Below are 15,646 nucleotides of genomic sequence, written 5' to 3' on the forward strand. Positions count from 1 at the left end.
TTATTTCAAATTTTAGAGTTCGTTTGTACTAAAAAGATATGGCTGAGAAACGTAATATATTTCTAGTAGGCCCGATGGGGGCTGGTAAAAGCACGATTGGTCGTCACATTGCAGATCAATTACACCTTGAATTTTTCGATTCGGATCAGGAAATTGAGCGCCGTACAGGTGCTGATATTTCTTGGGTGTTCGATATTGAAGGCGAAGAGGGGTTCCGCAAGCGTGAGGAAAGCGTCATCTCTGACCTAACGGAAATGCAAGGCATTGTGTTAGCAACAGGTGGTGGCTCTGTGATCAGCAAAGAAGTGCGCAACAAGTTGTCTGCGCGCGGTATTGTTGTTTACCTAGAAACGCCGATCGAAAAACAGGTAGCTCGTACTCAGCGTGATAAGCGTCGTCCATTACTACAAACCAGTGAAGACTCACGTGACGTACTAGAGCGCTTAGCTGATGAGCGTGAACCACTATATAGAGAAGTGGCAGATCACGTTGTTCGCACGGATGAACAAAGCGCTAAAGTAGTTGCAAACCAAATTATTGAAAAATTAGACTTCTAATAACAACACCGTAGGAGGGAAGCCATGCTTGAATTAAAGGTAGATTTAAACGAGCGAAGCTATCCCATCTTCATCGGTGAACATCTCTTATCAGATGAAGGACGGCTTAAGCAGTATGTTGGGCAAAGTCGTCCTGTTATCATCACCAACACCACAATTGCACCTCTATATTTAAACAATCTTTTAGCGATACTTGATGCTCAAAAACCGCTACATTTTGTTATCCCTGATGGTGAACAATACAAATCACTAGAGTGGTTTGAAAAGATCTCTGCCTTTTTGCTTGAACATAATTGTGGTCGCGATACGTGCTTAATTGCCCTCGGTGGCGGTGTGGTTGGCGACTTGACTGGTTTTGTTGCGGCATGCTATCAGCGTGGCGTTCCATTTATTCAGATCCCTACGACTTTATTGTCACAGGTAGATTCGTCAGTTGGTGGTAAAACAGCGGTGAATCATCCGCTCGGTAAAAACATGATTGGTGCTTTCTATCAGCCAAAAGCAGTTTTTATCGACACTAAGACCTTAAGTACATTACCTGCAAGAGAGTTTGCTGCGGGTATGGCAGAAGTCATTAAATACGCGTTGATCTATGACGCATCTTTTCTTGATACATTAACGGAACAGCACCCTCAGCTCAGCGCACTAGATGCTGAAAGTCTTCAACAGGTTATTTATAAGTGTTGTGCGATAAAAGCTGAGATCGTCGCCAAAGACGAAACCGAAGCTGGATTGCGTGCATTACTTAATCTGGGTCACACCTTTGGCCATGCGATTGAAGCGCAAATGGGCTATGGTAATTGGTTGCACGGTGAGGCTGTTGCTGCTGGAATGATGATAGCGGCAAACCTGGCTTGCCAGCGTGGTACGCTAAGTACAGCTGATGTTGAAAAGATCCGTCGCGTTATTGCGCTTTATCAATTACCGACAGAAGCGCCAAGCGAGATGACCGCGGCGCAGTTTTTACAACATATGCGCAAAGACAAAAAGAACAAACAAGGCAAAATTCGTTTTATTCTACCAACGCAATTAGGTCAATGTGCGCTAGTGGATGATGTTAGCGATGAAACCGTGGTAACTCTAATAGGTCGTTAAATGCAGTCGCAAATTTTACCAAGCAGAGCTGCATTGGTAGATAGAATTGCTATGCAATTCGACTATGGCCAAAACCTGATAACCTTAGTCGGCTCTTCAGGTCTTGGTAAAAGCTACCTTGCAGAGTCGTTTCTTACCGATAAATATCCAGACTTTAATAAAGCGTTTGTAAAGCTGACTGCTAATACTCAAGAATTTGATGTAGTGCGGCAGCTACTTGAGCATAGTTTTCGCAGTCCTCTCATTGATCAGAAGTTATCTCTAAGTGAAAACTTTTTGTTGCTCCACGATGAGCAAGCTTGTGGACCATGCTTATGGGTGTTAGATAACGTCAGGCATTTAACTCAAGAGCTTACGGAACAATTACAAAAGCTCGCAAAATCTTCTCGCGAAACAATTTACATACTCGCTACTGCGCAGCAGCCTCAGCTGATCCCTGAAAGTTTGGATATTCATATCGAGCCTTTATCCATGCTCGAAAGTAAGCGTTTGATGAGCATGTTTTACAAGGATTTACCGCCTGACGAAGATCCTATTTTTAATACGTTTGTTGCTGAGGCTCGAGGTAATCCAAGTGTTTTACTTTCTTGGCAGCCACAGCAACAGAGTTTGAATTTACGTGAGCAAAGTTCAAAAGTGGGTAGCAAGTCACAATGGCAATGGTATGTCATTGCGCTTTGTTTGATACTGACAGCGTTGATGGTTGCTTTAGTGTATAAGCAAGAGTTAAAACGATACTGGACACCAACTCAAGATAATGAAGAAACAGTAGCCACCGCTATTGATGCGCAAGCTGTGTTTGAAGCGCCAACTACTACAGTTGAAAAAGTTGAAATTGAAAACGACGTGCAACCGGAGTTGCCAGCCGAAACGCCAACGCACATCGAAATAGCACCTGTTGGTAGTATCTTATCTGCATTAACTGAAGCAAAAGAAGATGCTTCAAACAGCAGTAACGCACTATCAGAGCAAGCGAATGCAGCTGAAGAAACCAACTTTGATAGGACGCCGGCCACCTTATCGCCAGTGAAAGAGCCTCAACACGCAGAGACTGAAGTATTGGTGGGAAACCCTTGGTATCTAAGTCGCTCAGATGATGAATGGGTGATCCAATTACTTGCCGTGACAGAAAGTGAGATTGCAGCTGGGTTTATGGCGGAGCATAACGAGGTAGAGACACAGCAGTTTACTGTATTAAGAAATGGCCGAACTTGGTTTGTAGTCACTACTGATGCTTATGAGAGTTTGGCATCAGCGAAGCAAGCAAAGGCGGTATTGCCAGAAGCACTACAAAAAGGTCAGCCATTTTTTAAGAGAATGAGTAAAATTAAACAAGAAATTACTCAGTCTCTCGGTAATTAGCCACATTTAGTGTAAAATCGCGCAACCACTCACGACATAGAACGAGCATGCAACAAAAGACTAGAGCCTTCTTAAAATGGGCAGGCGGAAAATACAGCTTAGTAGAAGATATTTCTAAGCGCCTACAAGCAGCAAGTAATGAAGCCGACACGCTAGTAGAACCTTTTGTTGGAGCGGGATCTGTTTTTCTTAACACGCAGTTTAAGCATTATGTCCTAAATGACATTAACGCTGATCTTATCAACCTGTATAAAGAGTTGAAGCGTATTCCCGATGAATTTATCAGTGATGCTAAGAGGCTATTCGTCGAGCTGAATAACCATCCAGATGCTTACTATGCCTACCGACAACAGTTTAACGAGAGCATTGATGTGTATGAGCGTGCGATTCTATTTCTATATATGAACCGCCACGGCTACAATGGTTTATGTCGTTATAACCTCAAGGGGATCTTCAACGTCCCTTTTGGTAAGTATAAAAAGCCTTACTTTCCAGAGCGTGAGCTATATGTGTTTGCTGAGAAAGCCCAGCATGCCATCTTTACCTGCCAAAGTTACAGCCAAGTATTTGAAACCATGCCGAGAAATGCGGTAGTGTATTGCGATCCACCGTATGTACCTTTGAGCAAAACAGCATCATTTACAAGCTATGCAAAAGGTGGCTTTAACTTAGACGACCAAGCACAATTGGCGAACCTTGCGGAAACGGCGGCTTTTGAAAAGCAAACACCAGTGTTAATTTCCAATCATGACACGGTGTGGACACGAAAGATTTATAATCAAGCGAAGTTAGATGTGATAAAGGTGAAGCGTACAATTAGCCCAAAGGGTAATGGGCGGAATAAAGTCAACGAGCTAATGGCGTTATATCATCGTCCGTAATTTTCTGCGGCATAAAGGACTAAGCTAAAACTACACCATTTACAAACCAAATTAAGCCAATGACAAAGATAGCGACAAAAATGATGCCTGCAAAAGCAAACGGCCAAAAATGCTTTTTGTTAAAGTCATATGCTTGTTTTTGACCACTCTGCACACCAAACATCGCTGCACAGACACTTTGAATTAACGCGAATTTACTATTGGAAGAAGCCATAGTGTTTACCTCTTACCAGTTGATTGGCTCAACTGGTATTAGTAAGGAGATGAAACTTTACTACTGCTTTGATTATCTTTAGAGCCAAGTAATAGCTCGAGCAAATCCAAATAATGGAATTGGCCACTCGAACTACCGCCAGTCAACCACGCAGCCCAGCTGGTGTGTGCTTCTTTCTGGCATTCCACTGCATTTATTCGACTGCTTAAATTGCCAGTGCTACAAGTGCATGCGGAGTAATTTGCGGCAAGACTTTCATCATTGTCGAAAGAAAATACCCCTACTGACACGGCTAATACCGTCCCAAGTAGAGCAATCCGTGCTTTATATCTAGAAACCATAACCCTATCCCCAGAAGTTAGATATCACATAATAATACACAATGTTCGTTTATTGCACAATCATAAAGCGCCTTAAATCGCAGACATTTTGGGCAATTTACGGTACAGTATCACGGTCTTACGTTTAGGGGAAAAGTATGTCTGATTTTTTAATTGCACCATCCATTCTATCCGCTGATTTTGCGAGGTTAGGTGAAGATGTTGAAAAGGTACTGACTGCGGGTGCCGACGTGGTTCATTTCGATGTAATGGATAATCACTATGTGCCAAATTTAACCTTTGGCCCTATGATTTGTGACGCATTAAGAAATTACGGAATTACCGCTCCTATCGACGTACATTTGATGATAAAGCCTGTAGATAGTCTAATTCCCGAGTTTGCTAAAGCTGGGGCGAGCATTATTACATTTCACCCAGAGGCCAGCGAGCATATAGACAGAAGCCTTGCTTTGATTAAGGAGTCAGGTTGTAAAGCAGGCTTGGTATTTAACCCGGGCACGCCGCTGCATTATCTCGATCATGTGATGGATAAAATTGATCAAATCCTCTTGATGTCAGTAAATCCGGGCTTTGGTGGCCAAAGTTTTATCCCACATACACTTGAGAAATTAAAAGAAGCGAGAGCACGGATTGATGCTTCCGGTCGCGACATTCGCCTTGAAGTGGATGGTGGGATTAAGGTGGACAACATTGCAGAAGTCGCAGCTGCCGGTGCAGACATGTTTGTTGCGGGTTCCGCTATCTTTAATCAACCTGATTACAAAACGGTAATAGACGCCATGCGTCAAGAATTAGCAAAGGTAAAATAATGCGCTTTGAGGGTATTTTATTTGACCTCGATGGCACGTTAGTTGATAGCGTCGAGGATATGTATATGGCGCTCAACTTAACGCTGTCTGAGCTTGCTCACCCAATTGTTAGTCATGCTCTAGTGCGTGAATGGGTAGGTAACGGCATCGATATGTTAGTAAAAAGAGGCTTAAGCGGTAGCCATGAAGTTAGTGAAGCGCTATCCGAAAGTTTAGCGCACACCGCCATTGAGCGTTTTAAAGTGCATTATGATGAATTAGTTGGTCAGTATGCGGGTTTGTATCCGCATGTTGAGACAGGGCTATCTGCATTTGCCACAGTGCCAAAAGCCATCGTGACCAATAAAAATCGTGCATTTACGCTAAAGCTGCTGGATAAATTAAATCTAACAGCGCATTTTGATTGTATCGTCTGTGGTGATGATACTGACAAGAAACCATCACCAGCACCGCTATTGTTGGCTGCCGAGCGTCTAGGTATACCTGCGGATAAGCTAATTATGGTTGGCGATTCTAAAAGCGATATTTTGGCCGCTCAGGGCGCTAAGATACCTGTGATTGCTTTAAATTATGGGTATAATCAAGGATTCGATTTGAAAGAGTTCAATCCACAGTACCTTTGTGATGGATTCTTAGATATTATCCCCATTATCAATCAACGTTAATTCAATGAAGAAATAAAGGAACGACATGAGTAAACCTGTAGTATTAAGTGGTATTCAGCCAACCGGTGGTATGACAATAGGCAATTACGTAGGTGCCATTAACCAGTGGCTTAAACTACAAAACGATCATGATTGTTACTTTATGTTGGTTGACTTGCACGCCATTACGGTTCGCCAAGAGCCACAGCAACTACGCGATCGCGTATTAGACGGCGTAGCACTATATACCGCTTGCGGCATCGATCCAAATAAATCGTCACTATTTGTACAATCACAGGTGCCTGAACATGCACAGCTAGGTTGGGTGCTGAACTGTTATGCACAAATGGGTGAATTAAACCGCATGACGCAGTTTAAAGATAAGTCAGCAAAGCACGCCAATAACGTCAACGTTGGCTTATTCGCCTATCCAGTATTGCAAGCTGCGGATATTTTATTGTATCAAGCGGATCAGGTACCAGTTGGTGAAGACCAAAAACAGCACCTTGAGTTGACCCGCGATATCGCAACGCGCTTTAACAACCTGTATGGCGATGTCTTTAAGATCCCAGAACCTTATATTCCAGAGTTTGGCGCTCGTGTTATGAGCTTGCAAGACCCAAGCAAGAAGATGTCAAAATCAGACGAAAACCCAAATGGTTTTGTGATGCTGTTGGATGAACCTAAGAAGATAGAGAAAAAGCTGAAAAAAGCGGTAACGGATTCAGATGAGCAAGCACGGATTTACTTTGATCGTGTTGAAAAGCCTGGTGTGTCCAACTTACTGACGCTACTTAGTGTTGCAACCAAACGCTCAATTGAAGAGTTAGTGCCAGAGTACGAAGACAAAATGTACGGTCATTTGAAGAAAGATACTGCCGATGCGGTAGTGAATATGCTTGAGCCTATTCAAGCGCGCTTTAAAGAAATCCGTGAAGATCAAACTCTGCTGAACGAAATCATGAAAAAAGGCGCGGAAAAAGCAAGTATTCGTGCCGAAAAAACACTGAAAGCTGTGTATGACGCCGTCGGTTTTATTCCTCGCGGTTGATAAAAACACAAAGAAAAGACACCATTTATGGTGTCTTTTTGTTTTATAAGGGTCTACAGGCTCTTGGTTTAAAGCAGATACTAGATATAAGAAAACTCTCCTGTTGAGTTCGTGATAAAATAGATTTATAACGAAGATCTTTACCCCTGTGGCGAATAGGCCGCTTGGTTCTTTTAGTGGTACCTACATGCTGTTGATGATTGATAACTATGATTCCTTTACCTACAACCTAGTGCAGTATTTTCAGCGCTTAGATGTGGATGTGCTGGTAAAGCGAAATGATGAAATCAGCGCCTCACAAATTAAGCAGCTTAATCCCAAATATGTTGTGCTATCTCCTGGCCCTTGTAGTCCTGATGAAGCTGGGATCTCGCTTGAAGTCGTAAAACGTCTACAGGGACAAATCCCTATCCTCGGCATTTGTCTTGGCCATCAAACTATCGCACAAGCTTTAGGTGGCAAAGTCATTCGAGCAAAACAAGTGATGCATGGTAAAACGTCTCGAGTGCACCATAACAACATAGGCGTATTTCAAGGCCTGCCATCACCATACGAAGTATGTCGTTACCACTCTTTGGTTGTTGAGCAAAGTAGCTTACCAAAGTCTCTAGCCGTGACGGCTTGGACACAGACACAAGAGGGTGAACGTGATGAAATTATGGGACTCTTGGCATCCGATAGAGCACTTGAAGGTGTGCAATTTCACCCAGAAGCTATCCTCACGGAGCACGGCTTAGCATTACTTGATAACTTTATAAAACGCTTCTAAAGTTTAAACAGAACTAACTGGACTTCGCCTAAGTGTTATACATCCATATTCACTACGCTTTTGTTGGTTAGACTAGGGCCTAGTTTTTGATACGTAACTTTTTGATTCTATTGTGCGCAATATCAAATCATAATATTGCTTTTACTGGTATAATGTTAATCAGTAAGACGATTCTGTTGAGTGCTTAACTCAGTGTTTTTCTTTTAGATAAGTAGCATGCATGACGCAAGAAAATAAGCAAATTAGAATGGCACAAGCGCTATCTGAGCGTGCCCATGACCTTCTTATCAGCCTCAACTTTGCGCAGAAGCAAATAGGCTATATCCATACATTTGATATTAGCTACGGTGAGAATATCGCCCAGCGCACTATGCTAGAGGTGGAAATTGCTGCGGCTGCAAAACGCCAAGAAAGTAGTACAAGTCACCACAAATATATTGCTAAAGCGAGTAAGCATCTACATTCCGTTATCGAAGAAGCTATCTCAAAGCAGCTGCATGACCTTGATAATATCTATCATGATGTGATTGGTATTCAAGACTCCGTTCCTGCGATCTTAGACATTCTTGCCGTGCGCTCAGCTTCGGTTGGACGTTTAGAGCCTTTGGTCAATGACTTAAGTTGGTTGGGTCGTGAGCTGGTTTCGCTAGTCAACTTGCCACAATATCGCAAAAAAAACAGCAAAGGTACGTCTATTAAGGTCGACACACCGGCATTAGCTTTAAGGTATTTAGGCCTTGAGAACTTGCAAATGGTCATCCCGACAATGGCGGTGAGACATTGGATGCCGCATGCTACAGAACCATTTGGTTTAATGAAGCGTAAATTACGCGAGCTGAGCATGAGCACGGCTATTGCGGCAAAAGAACTGGCGCCATTTTTTGGGGTAAAAGAGCAACATGCATTTACTTTGGGCATGTTACTGGAGCTTGGGAAGGTGGCCTTGATCCGTCTTTATTTGCGGACCTTCGAAAAGGTGTGGCAAGCCAAGGTGCAAATAGCACGAGACAAAAAGCAAAAAGACCTACACACCGCATTAATGGAGTTATCTCCTGATCCATTATTCTTACGTAACTTGTTGATCGAACATTCGGCAGAGATTTCACGCAAGTTAATTGAAAAAATGGAGTTACGTTATTTGCCCTTTAATGCGGTCATGGAAGAGTATGCGCAAACTTATCTACCAAATGCGCATAAAAACATTGCTGATCCATTACCTTTGACGCAAGTGATGCAAAAAGCCTATGGCTACGCACAACTACTTGTTTTAAAAGATAGTCAGTTGATTGAAGACGACGAAGCGGAAATTTTGCTTAATCATTTGGAACTTACCGAAGAAATGCGTCAGCAATTGGCAAAATGTGCGTTCCATAACCTACAGTTGACGATTTTGTAAAAAAAATTGAAATTTTTTTTGCGACTATTCATTCAAAACCTAATCTTAAATGATCTGTGCAAGGCTGCACGGCGCTTGCTTTGCCCTAAATATCTGCCCTAGATAGTTATTCACTTGAGTTGAGAATATATGTTAAACCCTTGAATACTAAGGGCTGAGAACGTGGTATAAGTGAGACAAATGGCGCTTTTTCTGGAATAATGAGCGTATGAATTTTGTGCCATCAAGGGGCGGGTCAAAATACATAGCACCGAATTGGTGTGAATAAATATCCTATCAAGTGGCGGCAACGCGCCGACCTCCAAAAGGAAATGTCTCCTTGTTTGCACTTTCACTCACCAAATATGAGGAAATAAAATGACTATCAATCGTGAATTGTTTGACGACGTAATGGTACCTAACTACGCACCTTCAGCGGTAATTCCAGTAAAAGGTGAAGGTTCTCGAGTATGGGATCAGGAAGGTCGTGAATACATCGACTTTGCTGGTGGTATCGCAGTTAACTGTTTAGGTCATTGTCACCCTGCTTTGGTGGGCGCGCTTAAAGAGCAAGGCGAGAAAATTTGGCATCTTTCCAATGTGATGACGAATGAGCCTGCACTACGTTTAGCGAAAAAGCTAACCGATGCCACGTTCGCAGAGAAAGTCTATTTTGCAAACTCAGGTGCAGAAGCGAACGAAGCGGCGCTTAAACTAGCACGCCGTTGGGCGCTTGATAAGTTTGGTGCTGAAAAGTCGCAAATTATCTCTTTCAACAAAGGTTTCCACGGTCGCACTTTCTTCACTGTAACCGTAGGTGGTCAAGCTGCATACTCTGATGGCTTTGGTCCAAAGCCGGGCGACATCGTTCATACAGACTATAACGATTTAGCTGCATTTGAAGCGCTTATCTCAGACAATACTTGTGCCGTGATGATGGAGCCGCTACAAGGCGAAGGTGGTATCATTTCACCAACTGCTGAGTTTGTAAAAGGTGTTCGCGAGCTATGTGACAAGCACAACGCGCTACTTATTTTTGATGAAGTGCAAACAGGTGTTGGCCGCACTGGTGACCTGTATGCATACCAAGGTTTAAATGTAACGCCAGATATTTTAACAACGGCTAAAGCACTTGGTGGTGGTTTCCCTATTGGTGCGATGATCACAACAACTGAGATTGCTGCACACCTAAAAGTAGGCACTCACGGTTCTACCTACGGCGGTAACCCGCTGGCGTGCGCGGTTGCAGAAGCGGCATTTGACACAGTAAACACAACAGTAGTACTTGATGGCGTAAAAGCAAAAGAGCAGCTATTCCGTGAACTACTAAACGATATCAACGATAAGTACAACGTATTCAAAGAAGTACGTGGTAAAGGTCTATTGCTTGGTGGTGTGGTCACTGAAAAGTACGAAGGCAAAGCAAAAGAATTCTTAGTTGAAGGTATCAAGCAGGGCGTGATGTCACTCGTTGCAGGTGCAAACGTAGTGCGTTTCACTCCGTCTCTTGTTATTCCAGAAGCTGACATCCGCGAAGGGATGGCACGCTTCGAAAAAGCCGTTGCTGCGGTAGTTGCTAACAACGCTTAATACTGGTTGCAAGGTCACCTTGTGGTGGCCTTGTTGTTATCCACATTTTTGAGGAGTAAGCGGGCTCATGATGATCCTTCGCCCAATCCAAGAAAGCGATTATCCAGCGCTTTTAAACATTGCTCACGAATCAGGCCACGGTTTTACCTCTTTGCCTGTAAACGAAGAGCTACTACAGAAGAAGATTGCACGCTCTGTTGCTTCATTTGGCAAGCAAGCAGACAAGCCTTTTGATGAAGGTTATTTATTTGTATTAGAAGATATTGAAACAGGCGAGGTGGTTGGTACCAGTGGTATCGAAGCTGCGGTTGGTTTAGATGATGCGTTTTATCATTATCACCTAAGCAAAGTGATCCACTCTTCACGCACACTCGATGTTTATAAAGCAGTGGATATTTTAACGCTATGTAACGACTACACTGGCGCGACGGAGTTATGCACCCTGTTTTTGAAAGATGGCTATCGCAGAGGCGCAAACGGCAAACTGCTATCTCGCTCTCGCTTTATGTTTATCAACCAACATCGTGATCGTTTCGCTGAAACCGTTATCGCGGAAATGCGTGGTGTTTCTAACGAGCAGGGCGAAAGTCCATTTTGGCAATGGCTTGAAGAGCATTTCTTCTCGATGGATTTCCCGACAGCGGATTATTTAACGGGTATCGGCCAAAAGGTCTTTATTGCTGAATTAATGCCAAAGTACCCAATCTACGTAAACCTGCTTAGTAAAGAAGCACAAGCGGTAATTGGTGAAGTTCATGACAATACGCGTCCTGCAATTGAGCTATTAAAAAGCGAAGGTTTCACATTTAATGGTTATGTTGATATCTTCGACGCGGGTCCAACGGTAGAAGCAAAAGTGGGAAATATCCGCACGGTTCGCAATAGTGAAACTCGTACTGTGAAAATAGGCGAAAGCAACGGTGGATTCCCTGTTATGGTCGCAAATGGTAAACTTGTTGATTATCGCGCGGCGGTAATCGAATTAGCCCTGACTGATGGCAATGAAGTAACGCTTGCTCCGCATGTTGCCGCGGCGCTAAAAGTTGAAGAAGGCGATCAAGTAAGCCTAGTAAAGATTTAAGATTGGGAACAGATTATGACAACACATGCAGCACAACTAATAAATGGTGAGTGGATTGCAGGACAAGGCGCAAGCTTTAGCTCTGTAAACCCAGCAAACAACGACGTTATTTGGAGCGCAAACGCAGCGACTGCTGAGCAAGTTGATGGCGCAGTAAAAGCGGCTCGTGAAGCTTTCTATTCATGGAGCGACATGAGTTTTGAAGCGCGTCTAGAAATTGTTAAGCGTTTCGCTGAAGTACTAAAAGAAAACAGCGAAGAGCTGGCCATCGCAATAGCTAAAGAAACGGGTAAGCCACTTTGGGAAACTCGTACAGAAGCGGGTGCTATGGTAGGTAAAATCGCGATTTCTGAGAAAGCCTATCAAGAGCGTACAGGCGTTGTTGAAAACCCAATGCCAGTTGGCCGTGCTGTGATCCGTCACAAGGCGCACGGTGTAGTTGCTGTATTTGGTCCATATAACTTCCCTGGCCACTTACCAAATGGTCATATCGTACCTGCGCTACTAGCTGGTAACACGGTTATCTTTAAGCCGTCTGAACTAACGCCGTATGTTGCTGAGCTAACGCTTAAATACTGGCAACAAGCAGGCCTTCCTGCTGGTGTTATTAACCTAGTTCAAGGCGAAGTTGAAACAGGTAAAGCACTTGCGTCACACGCGGGTATCGACGGCTTATTCTTTACTGGTTCTTCTCGTACGGGTCACTTGCTACACGAGCAATACGCAGGTCAACCTGGTAAGATTTTAGCGCTTGAAATGGGTGGTAATAACCCACTCATCGTAAAAGACGTAGCGGATACCAAAGCGGCAGTACACGACATTATTCAATCTGCGTTTATCTCAAGTGGTCAACGTTGTACTTGTGCTCGTAAACTATTCCTTCCTGCGGGTGAGCAAGGTGACACAATCCTTGAGCAACTGATCAAAGCAACGAAAGCGATTAAAGTGGGTAACTTTGACGATGCAGATCAACCGTTCATGGGGTCAATGATTTCAAATGCAGCAGCTGCAGGCATGGTAAAAGCGCAGCAGCAGCTTATTGAGCTTGGTGGTGAGTCGCTTATCGAGCTGACACACACAGAAGGTACAGGCTTTGTGACGCCAGGTATCATCGAGTGTACTAACATTGCAGACTTCCCTGATGAAGAGCACTTTGGCCCGTTATTAAAAGTATTCCGCTACACAGACTTTGACGCTGCAATCGAAAAAGCGAATGAAACAAGCTTTGGCTTATCAGCAGGTTTGCTTGGCGACAATGAAGCGGATTACGATCGTTTCTTACGTCGTATACGCGCAGGTATCGTAAACTGGAACCGCCCAATTACTGGCGCTTCAAGTGCTGCGCCGTTTGGTGGTATCGGTGCGTCAGGTAACCACCGTGCAAGTGCATACTACGCGGCAGATTACTGTGCATACCCAGTGGCTTCAGTGGAACTAGAAAAGGTAACTTTACCTTCTAGCTTGAGCCCAGGTTTATCTTTGGATTAAAATACCAATATTGAGGTTTACTCAATAAAAATTGAAAAGAAAAGCAGCTTCGGCTGCTTTTTTGTGTCTAGTTGACTACAAAAGTAGCAATCGAAAAAACTTTCTGCTTAAATCAATAGGAGATGTCTTTGATAGGTTCGGGTGAGCAAAGTATGGTTTTAGATAAACAAGGGTACGATGATTTAGTCATGTATTTGACGCAAAACTTAGCCTTGTTTGAGAAGTCTGGGACGGTTGAACCAGGGGCTCCAACAGTCATGGAATTGATCGAGGACGTGATCGCTGAAAATGTTATCCGTATATGCGAGCAACATTCTGAATTGTCTACAGAGCAGCGCAGTATGATTGTGCGTGAGGTAGATGGCATTGTGTATGACTTACAAGAAGTGCTATCAAGTGTTGTTGATAGACGAGTCACCGTAGAACAAAAAGAATTTATCGAAGAATTCGCAGGTTTAGTCAAAAACCTGTTTGATTCTGCTGTATAGCTTGGCACAATCACTATCGACAGTGTAAACAAACACACTTAAAGGCAATTCTAGGTTTAAGATACACCGCCATTTGGCGGTGTTATGCTTTATAGAGGATAACTATGTTAGCTAGCGTAAAATGGGTTGAAGGAGATACCTTTATTGGTCGCTCTGCGTCGGGACATAATGTGGTATTTGATGCCGGTTCTGATAGTGCTGCGCCAAGTCCAATGGAGATGGTATTAATGTCAGCGGGATGTTGTTCGTCAGTCGATGTCGTCAGCATTCTACAAAAGGCACGTCAGGATGTGACCGACGTGGAAGTAAAATTAACCGCAGAGCGCGCAGAAAGCGCACCTCGGGTTTTTACCAAGATCAATTTACACTTTGTGGTGAAAGGGCGTAATGTCTCTGAAAAGCACCTAGAAAGAGCCGTAAGTTTATCCGCTGAAAAGTATTGTTCAGTGGCATTAATGCTTGAAAAAGCAGTAGAAATTACGCATAGCCATGAAGTGGTTGAAATTGACGAAAAATAACGCTTTTTCATAGCGCTATTTTCGTATAAAATCCGCGAACTTTTGTTTCTGCAGCGCAGATTTTTTGTATTAAGGTGGGTCTATCGTGAACAAGCCCTTTGATAAAATTAAACTCCATGGCTTTAACAACTTAACTAAGAGTTTAAGCTTTAGCATTTACGATATTTGCTACGCCAAGACCGAGCAGCAACGTAAAGAATATCTAGAATACATCGATGAACAGTACAGTGCTGATCGTTTGACAGATATTCTAAAAGACGTAACGGATATTATCGGTGCGAATGTACTGAATATCGCACGTCAAGATTATGAACCACAAGGGGCAAGTGTGACGATCTTAGTATCAGAAGAGCCTGTTGAACAACAGACTTTTGATAGCAACGAAGCACCAGGTCCACTACCTGATTCCGTGGTCGCGCATTTGGATAAGAGTCACATTTGTGTTCATACTTACCCAGAAGCACACCCTGATGATGGTATCTGTACTTTTAGAGCGGATATCGAAGTTTCAACGTGTGGCATTATTTCGCCACTAAAAGCGCTTAACTTCTTAATTCACTCTTTAGAGTCAGATGTGGTAACGATTGACTATCGTGTTCGTGGATTTACTCGTGACGTTAATGGTGTAAAGCACTATATCGACCACGCAATTCACTCGATCCAGAATTACATGACAGAAGATACTAAAGACGCATACCACATGGTAGACGTAAACGTGTATCAAGAGAACCTATTCCATACTAAGATGATGCTTAAGGAAACAGACCTAAATGCATATCTATTTGGAATTAGCACTGAAGACTTGGATGCAGAGGAAGAGGAAGAAATTCGTCTTAAACTGAATCGTGAAATTCAGGAAGTGTTCTACGGTCGCAATTTACCAGAAACTGAATAATCAGCGGTAAATTAAGGTATTAAAAAAGGCGCGCAAGCGCCTTTTTTAATGTCTGAAATTTCTTGTTAAGTCATCATATAAGCGCATAGAGCACGACTATACCCGCTTATAAGGTGACAGTTATAAAATCACTAAGATTCGCTTTCTAATTCCTCATCTGGCGTATCAGGGCGCTGTCGTTCGACAAAGATAGTAGCCAGTATGGTGGTGACTACGCAGGAAAGTAAAATCGACTTTAGGATTTCGTAGTTATAGTATATTAAGCCCCAGCTCCAGAATTGTTTGGCAAAGCTTTCATCTACGCCGAAATGTTCTAAATTACGAATAATATTTTCACCGAAGGCCACGAGGTCAACTAGAATAAACGCAAAGTAAATACCATATACAGGGTGAGAGCATACTTCGTTAACGACCATTAACCGAAGATAAGCTCTGCCCTGAATTCATCGTCAAAGCTGGCCCGAACGCACTAGCCACGTATCGAATCT

18 protein-coding genes are annotated in these 15,646 nt (G+C 43.2%); 15 read left to right on the forward strand and 3 right to left on the reverse strand.

All coding sequences use genetic code 11. The features are described from left to right. Positions 1 to 38 precede the first annotated feature (38 nt). The 4 genes from aroK to CWC03_RS02790 are packed head-to-tail and all read left to right on the forward strand — an operon-like array spanning position 39 to position 3,895. A complete protein-coding gene (aroK, locus tag CWC03_RS02775; RefSeq protein WP_010607062.1) occupies positions 39 to 557 on the forward strand; it encodes a shikimate kinase AroK in 519 nt (172 codons plus the stop codon). Positions 558 to 581: 24 nt separating this feature from the next. After that, positions 582 to 1,652 (forward strand): 3-dehydroquinate synthase, encoded by a 1,071-nt coding sequence (gene aroB, locus CWC03_RS02780; RefSeq protein WP_138580489.1) that lies wholly within the window; start codon positions 582 to 584, stop codon positions 1,650 to 1,652. Next, positions 1,653 to 3,014 (forward strand): AAA family ATPase, encoded by a 1,362-nt coding sequence (locus CWC03_RS02785; RefSeq protein ID WP_138580490.1) that lies wholly within the window; start codon positions 1,653 to 1,655, stop codon positions 3,012 to 3,014. Positions 3,015 to 3,061: 47 nt separating this feature from the next. Next, positions 3,062 to 3,895 (forward strand): Dam family site-specific DNA-(adenine-N6)-methyltransferase, encoded by an 834-nt coding sequence (locus tag CWC03_RS02790; protein ID WP_138580491.1) that lies wholly within the window; start codon positions 3,062 to 3,064, stop codon positions 3,893 to 3,895. Between the two features lie 19 nt (positions 3,896 to 3,914). Here the strand turns inward: CWC03_RS02790 and CWC03_RS02795 are convergent, their stop codons facing one another. Together CWC03_RS02795 and CWC03_RS02800 are read right to left on the reverse strand one after the other, a co-directional pair. Beyond that, a complete protein-coding gene (locus tag CWC03_RS02795) occupies positions 3,915 to 4,109 on the reverse strand; it encodes a DUF2970 domain-containing protein (protein WP_138580492.1) in 195 nt (64 codons plus the stop codon). Positions 4,110 to 4,147: 38 nt separating this feature from the next. Then, positions 4,148 to 4,450, reverse strand: a complete 303-nt coding sequence (locus CWC03_RS02800) for a hypothetical protein (RefSeq protein WP_138580493.1) — start codon at positions 4,448 to 4,450, stop codon at positions 4,148 to 4,150. A 137-nt stretch (positions 4,451 to 4,587) separates the two neighbouring features. Between CWC03_RS02800 and rpe the strand changes: the two genes are divergently transcribed. The 11 genes from rpe (at position 4,588) to speD (ending at position 15,158) form a co-directional block, all read left to right on the forward strand. Next, on the forward strand, positions 4,588 to 5,259 hold the full coding sequence (gene rpe, locus CWC03_RS02805) for a ribulose-phosphate 3-epimerase (protein ID WP_138580494.1): 672 nt from the start codon (positions 4,588 to 4,590) through the stop codon (positions 5,257 to 5,259). Next, positions 5,259 to 5,924: an HAD-IA family hydrolase gene (locus tag CWC03_RS02810; RefSeq protein ID WP_138580495.1), complete on the forward strand. Its 666-nt coding sequence runs from the start codon at positions 5,259 to 5,261 to the stop codon at positions 5,922 to 5,924. Before rpe ends, CWC03_RS02810 begins: the two co-directional genes overlap by 1 nt. A gap of 25 nt (positions 5,925 to 5,949) precedes the next feature. Beyond that, positions 5,950 to 6,954: a tryptophan--tRNA ligase gene (gene trpS, locus CWC03_RS02815; protein WP_138580496.1), complete on the forward strand. Its 1,005-nt coding sequence runs from the start codon at positions 5,950 to 5,952 to the stop codon at positions 6,952 to 6,954. 187 nt (positions 6,955 to 7,141) lie between these two features. Beyond that, positions 7,142 to 7,723, forward strand: coding sequence for an anthranilate synthase component II (locus tag CWC03_RS02820; RefSeq protein ID WP_138580497.1), 582 nt, complete (start codon positions 7,142 to 7,144; stop codon positions 7,721 to 7,723). 220 nt (positions 7,724 to 7,943) lie between these two features. Further along, entirely contained in the window at positions 7,944 to 9,119 is a 1,176-nt protein-coding gene (locus CWC03_RS02825; protein WP_138580498.1) for an HDOD domain-containing protein, read from the forward strand. 357 nt (positions 9,120 to 9,476) lie between these two features. Beyond that, positions 9,477 to 10,688 carry an aspartate aminotransferase family protein gene (locus CWC03_RS02830; protein ID WP_138580499.1) on the forward strand — a complete coding sequence of 404 codons (1,212 nt, stop codon included), beginning with the start codon at positions 9,477 to 9,479 and terminating at the stop codon, positions 10,686 to 10,688. A 67-nt stretch (positions 10,689 to 10,755) separates the two neighbouring features. Then, positions 10,756 to 11,769 carry an arginine N-succinyltransferase gene (gene astA / locus CWC03_RS02835; protein WP_138580500.1) on the forward strand — a complete coding sequence of 338 codons (1,014 nt, stop codon included), beginning with the start codon at positions 10,756 to 10,758 and terminating at the stop codon, positions 11,767 to 11,769. A 15-nt stretch (positions 11,770 to 11,784) separates the two neighbouring features. Further along, the gene (astD, locus tag CWC03_RS02840) at positions 11,785 to 13,257 is read left to right on the forward strand and encodes a succinylglutamate-semialdehyde dehydrogenase (RefSeq protein ID WP_138580501.1); all 1,473 of its coding nucleotides are present in this window, start codon (positions 11,785 to 11,787) and stop codon (positions 13,255 to 13,257) included. A gap of 152 nt (positions 13,258 to 13,409) precedes the next feature. Then, entirely contained in the window at positions 13,410 to 13,745 is a 336-nt protein-coding gene (locus CWC03_RS02845) for a DUF3802 family protein (protein WP_171040194.1), read from the forward strand. Positions 13,746 to 13,849: 104 nt separating this feature from the next. Beyond that, complete coding sequence (locus CWC03_RS02850) at positions 13,850 to 14,263, forward strand: OsmC family protein (protein ID WP_010607074.1); 414 nt, start codon at positions 13,850 to 13,852, stop codon at positions 14,261 to 14,263. Between the two features lie 85 nt (positions 14,264 to 14,348). Beyond that, on the forward strand, positions 14,349 to 15,158 hold the full coding sequence (speD, locus tag CWC03_RS02855; RefSeq protein WP_128728867.1) for an adenosylmethionine decarboxylase: 810 nt from the start codon (positions 14,349 to 14,351) through the stop codon (positions 15,156 to 15,158). Between the two features lie 131 nt (positions 15,159 to 15,289). Here speD and CWC03_RS02860 read toward each other — a convergent pair whose 3' ends face one another. Further along, on the reverse strand, positions 15,290 to 15,574 hold the full coding sequence (locus CWC03_RS02860) for a hypothetical protein (protein WP_249313929.1): 285 nt from the start codon (positions 15,572 to 15,574) through the stop codon (positions 15,290 to 15,292). Between the last annotated feature and the right edge of the window lie 72 nt (positions 15,575 to 15,646).

This window comes from Pseudoalteromonas sp. S2755 (assembly GCF_005886535.1).
GTDB lineage: Bacteria > Pseudomonadota > Gammaproteobacteria > Enterobacterales > Alteromonadaceae > Pseudoalteromonas.